Source organism: Aerococcus sp. L_32 (assembly GCF_050689315.1).
Genome location: NZ_JBOEQF010000134.1, coordinates 1 through 5,873 on the forward strand (window position 1 = coordinate 1; position 5,873 = coordinate 5,873).

The 5,873-nt window shown below is 41.2% G+C and carries 5 protein-coding genes; 1 reads left to right on the forward strand and 4 read right to left on the reverse strand.

The features are described 5' to 3' along the window. Positions 1–203: 203 nt before the first annotated feature. The 3 genes from ACRCJ0_RS08780 to ACRCJ0_RS08790 form a co-directional block, all read right to left on the reverse strand. On the reverse strand, positions 204–2,006 hold the full coding sequence (locus ACRCJ0_RS08780) for a M3 family oligoendopeptidase (RefSeq protein ID WP_417892889.1): 1,803 nt from the start codon (positions 2,004–2,006) through the stop codon (positions 204–206). Between the two features lie 367 nt (positions 2,007–2,373). Continuing rightward, the gene (locus tag ACRCJ0_RS08785; protein ID WP_016897743.1) at positions 2,374–2,556 is read right to left on the reverse strand and encodes a hypothetical protein; all 183 of its coding nucleotides are present in this window, start codon (positions 2,554–2,556) and stop codon (positions 2,374–2,376) included. 49 nt (positions 2,557–2,605) lie between these two features. Then, on the reverse strand, positions 2,606–3,613 hold the full coding sequence (locus tag ACRCJ0_RS08790; RefSeq protein ID WP_270371316.1) for a nucleoid-associated protein: 1,008 nt from the start codon (positions 3,611–3,613) through the stop codon (positions 2,606–2,608). A gap of 133 nt (positions 3,614–3,746) precedes the next feature. Between ACRCJ0_RS08790 and ACRCJ0_RS08795 the strand changes: the two genes are divergently transcribed. After that, positions 3,747–5,057: an alkaline phosphatase gene (locus ACRCJ0_RS08795; protein ID WP_419970715.1), complete on the forward strand. Its 1,311-nt coding sequence runs from the start codon at positions 3,747–3,749 to the stop codon at positions 5,055–5,057. A 56-nt stretch (positions 5,058–5,113) separates the two neighbouring features. Here the strand turns inward: ACRCJ0_RS08795 and ACRCJ0_RS08800 are convergent. Then, on the reverse strand, positions 5,114–5,873 hold a 760-nt coding region (locus tag ACRCJ0_RS08800), incomplete at its 5' end, for a UTP--glucose-1-phosphate uridylyltransferase (RefSeq protein WP_431390206.1).

Here is a 5,873-nt window from a genome sequence, read left to right on the forward strand (position 1 = left end):
ATTAATCCCACGGTCGGTATAGTCCTTGTTATAAGGATCGGCAATAATCTCTTGTTTGATTTCGTCAAAAATGGTTGATTTAGTCATAAAAATCACATACTCCTTATTTGGTCAATTATAGCACGCAAAGTTTGTGCATATTGTAAAAAGCAGGTAAAGGAAATATATCCCTACCTGCTTTAGCAACTTGTTTATATACTCACTTAGACTAAATCTTCGGACTCAGCTAAGAATTCTTTCACGTCTGCTGCCGCCAAATCGATGGCAGCTTGCCAGAAATCTGGCTTAGTTAGGTCAGCGCCTAAATGTTTCATAGCCAATTCTTCAGTGGTCATCCGTCCTGTATCTTTCAATAGGGCGATGTAACGCTCTTCAAACCCTTCTGGTGCTTTCAAGTATTCGGCATAGATCCCTAAACTAAACATGTAACCGAATGTGTATGGGAAGTTGTAGAATGGCACATCATCGATGAAGAAGTGTAATTTGCTGGCCCAGAAATGTGGGTGTAAGTCATTAATGGCACCACCAAAGGCTTCTTCTTGGGCTTGGGTCATCAATTCATTCAAGCGACTTTCTGATACAAAACCGTCTTGACGCTCAGTGTAAAAGGCTGTTTCAAATAAGAAACGAGACCGGATATTCATGAACATTGCGATAGCATTTTCCATTTTCGCGTTCAATAATTGTAGGCGCTCAGACTTACTTTTGGCTTGTTTTAAATTGGCGTTAGCTACAATTGTTTCAGCGAAAGTCGACGCTGTTTCCGCAACATTCATCGCGTAAGCTTGGTTAGACGGTGCTTCACTGGTTAACACGTCAGAGTGGAAGGCGTGACCCAATTCGTGGGCCAAGGTTGACGTATCGTTTCTAGAGCCTGTAAAGGTCATAAAGATACGGGTTTCATCTTCGTTGATGGTTTCTGTACAGTAACCACCTGGACGCTTGCCGGGACGGTCTTCTGCTTCAATCCACCGCTTGTCTATAGCTGATTGGGCAAAGTCCGCTAGCTTGTCCCCAAAGGTTCTAAAGTTTTCCACCACAAAATCTGCCGCCTCATCGTAAGTGAAGGTCGTTGGTTTTGTGTCTTCGAAATCTAATGGTGCATCAACATCTTGCCAGTTCAACTCGTCTAAACCAAGCAAAGCCTTTTTCCGGTTTAAAAATTGGACAAAGGTATCTTTATTGGCTGCGACAGCTTGCCACATAGCTTCCACAGTTTCCGCCTTGATACGGTTATATTCTAGTGGCTCCTCCATGAAATCATTGTATCCATGCGATTTTTGAGTGGTTAACCGGTAGCCAGCTAAGTGGTTTAAGACATCAGCGAAGACTGGACCATATTGAGCAAAAGTCTCTTCCCAAGCAGCAAAAATTTTCGCCCGGTTATCCGGATTTGGGTCAGCGTACATGTTGTTCATTGCCTGTCCCACTGAATAATCGTGGTGGCCGTCGTCTAAATCGACCGAAATCGTCATCACTGAAGCCGTCGTAGAATAAGTATTTGACCATCCCGATAAACCATCGATTTGTAATTCAGATAAAAGGGCTTCCGCTTGATCATCTAGCAAGCGTTTCGCATCGCGACGGTCTTCCTCAAGGGTGAAGGCAATTTCAGCCAAGCGGGGTTCCGCTAAAAAGTCCTGAAATTCGGCATCGTTTAAGGTAGCCAATTGTTTATCTAACCCTTTGCGGGCAATTTCATAAGCCTGGTTTAAAGTTGCCACCTTATTAATCGCTGCCGAAGCCGCCTCGTCACGCATGTCTGCGTCAGATGCCATTTGGGCGTAGGTAATTAAAGTAGTGAAGTGGTTCAGGTATTGGTCAGCTTGATCAATAATATCCGCAAAAGTTGCTGGTGCGCCTGTTGTATTGATATCAAATGCTTGCATGTCTTTGATTAAGGCATCTCGTTTTTGGACTAGGGTTTCTAGTGCCTCTTGAAAGGCATTCCCTGTCACTCCGCCTTGATACATGGCGTCTAAATCCCAAGTGTCATTATATTTCATTTAAAAACCCTCTCCTCTTGCTTTATTTTGCTATCATTATTCTTTCCTATTTTACTCTTGATTTCAGTTTGATTCAAATCATTGAGAATTTATAGTACACATAGACCCTTGGCCTATACTTTACCTATCATTGCCCTAAAATCAGGATGTGATGTATAGCGTCCAGACAGGAGATACTAGACAACTAGTGCCGTATCATAGTGTGACGTCGACGCTTACACCTTAGAAGTCGAATAATTACTAGAAGTAATTGACGTATTTTGGCAAGTGTCAGAAGCGTTTGACTTTGGAAGCCCGATATTAAGGCTATTGTTAAATTAGGTAAAAAGGTCGCGAAAATCAATCCGCGACCTTTTATAATGCCTACTTATTTTTTACGTTTCTTTTCTAGTTCCATGACAAAACCAACGATGATGATAGCCGCGAAGATGAAGCGGAATGGCGTTTGGAATTGTTCTGGGTTTGGTACTGTTAAAATCGTGATCATATAAACCACGAAGAAGACGATTAGGGCGGCACGCCAACCTAAGTTTTTAAATTTTTGCCACATATAGGTAAACCTTTCTAATATTATCCGTCATTTAGACAATGGTGGTGGTCTAGAACATGTTTTTGATTTTTTCGATATTTTTGATTTCGACTGACAGTGTTCCATCCGGGTTATTTTTGATTTCAACCACTTCAGGGTCATTAAACAAGTCTAAGGGAATAGATAATTCAATCCCGTTTTCAAACTTGAATTTTTGGCGTTGCATGTTGTTCCCCAAAAGTTCCGGCATATAAGGTGTTTCATCAGCTAGACCTTGTTCTTTGGTTTCTTCAAAGTAGGCTTGCTTACGAGAGAAATTGTCCCCGTACATAACTTCAGCAATGGCTTGGTTATCAATCGCTTGTGTTTCATGAATAGTATCATGTAGGATTTGTTTTACCTCAGCAAGGTCTTGATAGTCATCTTCCCCGAATTTCTTAGCAGTTTTAGCGATGGCCTTTTTGATGATATTTACTGATTCTTTCATGCTTGGATTGGTTTGGATATCCAAGAAGATTTCACTTAAATAGTTAATCCGCTCCCCGTATTCTTCTATCAAGTGTTTCTTCTCAATTAAAAAGTATTCTTCTGTATCGATGCAGTATAAGAACCCTTCGTCAATAGCTTGGGTTGGACTAGGTAGAATGGCCCGGTTAATAATCAGGTCGTTTTTCAAGTTGTCCTGGTCGTACTCAACATAGTGGGTGTAAGATTCATTGTGGTTTAACTTGAACATGCCGATAAAATAAGCTTCGTCTAACCAGAATCCTGCCCACAGTAAATCCGCTGGTTTGATATCAGGGTTTAATTTTGTGAAATTGAAAAAACGGTTGGTGAGTTTTTGTGTGCCATGTAGGAAGTTTTCTGCTTGATTCATGCCCACTAAAATTTCCTTAGCTGGACTTCTATCAGGTAGCTTGCCTACTTTTTGCTGTGCCGTGTACATGATTTTGGTCATCATTTTATCAATATATTCAATCATATATTGTTCTTTATGGTCTAAAAGTGTCTGTGATAAGACCGCTTCGTTGGTGTTGGTATCAAAGATATGTAAAACTGCGGCATCGATCCGTAACATGTCGTATCCCTCTTTCTTTAGCATTCCTTTCTATTTTAACTTATAATAGGATTGTAGGATAGAAAAGATGGTATTAATTTAAAAAAATACCATCAATTTGACAAGTGATTACTGAAAGGAAGCAGCATAAATTATGGTAGCTAGTAATGAGCAATTTCCCCACCAACCGAAGAACATTATTTTCATGGTGTCCGACGGGATGAGCGTTTCACTCGCCTCAGCCTACCGGGAATACCTTCATCAAGATGTTGGTCACTTTAGAAACCCAAGTATCTTTAACCAATACTTGGTGGGCCAACAATCCACTTATTCCTTTGACCCTTGGGCAACGATTACCGATTCTGCCGCCTCTTCAACAGCTATGGCCACTGGTGTCAAAACCATGAATGGCGTGATTGGCCTAGACAAACAATTGAGTCGGGTAGACTCTGCTTTAGAGATTGCCAAATTAAACAATAAAAAAACAGGGATTGTCGTGACCGCTGAAATCAGCCACGCTACACCTGCAGGTTTTGCGGCCCATGTAGAAAGCCGCTTAGACTATTTTGATATTGCTGACCAATACTTAGACGATACCATTGAAGGTAAGCAAAAAATTGACGTTATGCTCGGTGGTGGCCGTAAACATTTTATCCGCCCAGACCGAAATTTAGCTCAGGAATTTGAAAATCTTGGCTATGATATCGTTCATACTAAGCATGAACTCTTCAATTCCCACAAACCACAAGTCCTTGGCTTATTCTCCGAATTTGGGCTTCCAATGGCCATTGATCGTTGGTCAAATGTTACTCCTAGTCTTGGTGAAATGGTCCATTCTGCCATCCGCCGATTGGATACGAGTGATGAAGGTTTCTTCCTAATGGTTGAAGGGAGTCAAATTGACTGGGCTGCCCACCATAAAGATGTGGTTGGGATCATGAGTGAAATTGATGATTTCGCCGGCGCCTTTCAAGTGGCCATCAATTTCGCCAAGCAAGACGGAGATACCCTTGTCATTGCAACGTCTGACCATGCGACAGGTGGGATGACCATGGGGGCTAATAACATCGATTCGTGGTTGCCTGACTATATTCGAAAAGTTAAAGCAACTCCTGAACACATTGCTGAGTTAACGCAAGAAACCAATGACTGGGTTGAAGTGATTCGTCGTAACATCCAATTTGAATTATCTTCTACCGAGAAAAACCAGTTACGGTCTATCTACCATACATATGTCTATACGTACGAGGAAAAGGTTAGCCGCTTGACCCAAGCCATTCGAGACATTGTGGACCGCCGTTCTAATACGGGCTGGACAACAGGTAACCATACAGGTGAAGACGTCAATGTCTATGCTTATGGACCCGGGTCTGACTACTTTAGAGGCTGGCATGAAAATGCTGAAACCGGCCAACTATTGAAAATATTAGCCGCTGGCCTATCACCAGATGACGATAATTATTAAAATATTGAAAAAAGCAGTAGCGCGATTGAAGTCGCGCTACTGCTTTTTAAGTTCGATTATTTAAGCGTTGGAATAATATCATTTTTCAAGTATTCACGGAAACCGTCTGCTGTTTCTTCGTGACGTAAGGCGAATTGAATGCTAGCTTTTAATAAACCTAGTGGTTCGCCAACTTCATACCATTCACCTTGATAGTCATAGGCTTTTAACTTGTCGCCTTTAGCTAAGTGGTTGATGGCATCTGTTAATTCTACTTCACCTGAGAAGGCATTTTCAGGAATGGCTTCGATGGCATCGAAAATTTCTGGTGGTAAAATATAACGACCAATCGCCGCTAATTTTTCTTCGGTTTCATTTTGCGGTTTTTCTTCAAACTTATCGATATTGTAAATACCCGCTTCACCGTTACCAGAAGTTGTCATAATCCCGTAAGAAGAAGTTTCTTTGGCAGGTACACTAGCCCCAGCAATTAATAAAGCATCATCAACTAAATTAGCTTGGTAGCAATCCATCATTTGTCTTGATAATGGTTTTTCACCTGGCGCACTCACCACGATGTCATCTCCTAATAGTAATAAGAAGGGTTCATCACCAACAAATGATTTCGCTTGGTAAATAGCGTCCCCTAACCCTTTTGGATAGTGCTGGCGTTTGAATTGAATATTCAATAATGACGTATCTTCAACCATCTTCAACAACTTATCTTTGTGTTTTTGCTTCAAGTTGTCTTCTAAATCAAAGTTTGCATCAAAATGGTCTTCTACTGAACGTTTGTTACGTCCGGTAATAATTAAAATCTCTTCAATACCACTTTCG

Coding starts and splice junctions, on each gene's coding strand:
- ACRCJ0_RS08785 (WP_016897743.1), bottom strand. CDS start 2,556: ATGTGGCAAAAATTTAAAAACTTAGGTTGGCGTGCCGCCCTAATCGTC.
- ACRCJ0_RS08790 (WP_270371316.1), bottom strand. CDS start 3,613: ATGTTACGGATCGATGCCGCAGTTTTACATATCTTTGATACCAACACC.
- ACRCJ0_RS08795 (WP_419970715.1), top strand. CDS start 3,747: ATGGTAGCTAGTAATGAGCAATTTCCCCACCAACCGAAGAACATTATT.
- ACRCJ0_RS08780 (WP_417892889.1), bottom strand. CDS start 2,006: ATGAAATATAATGACACTTGGGATTTAGACGCCATGTATCAAGGCGGA.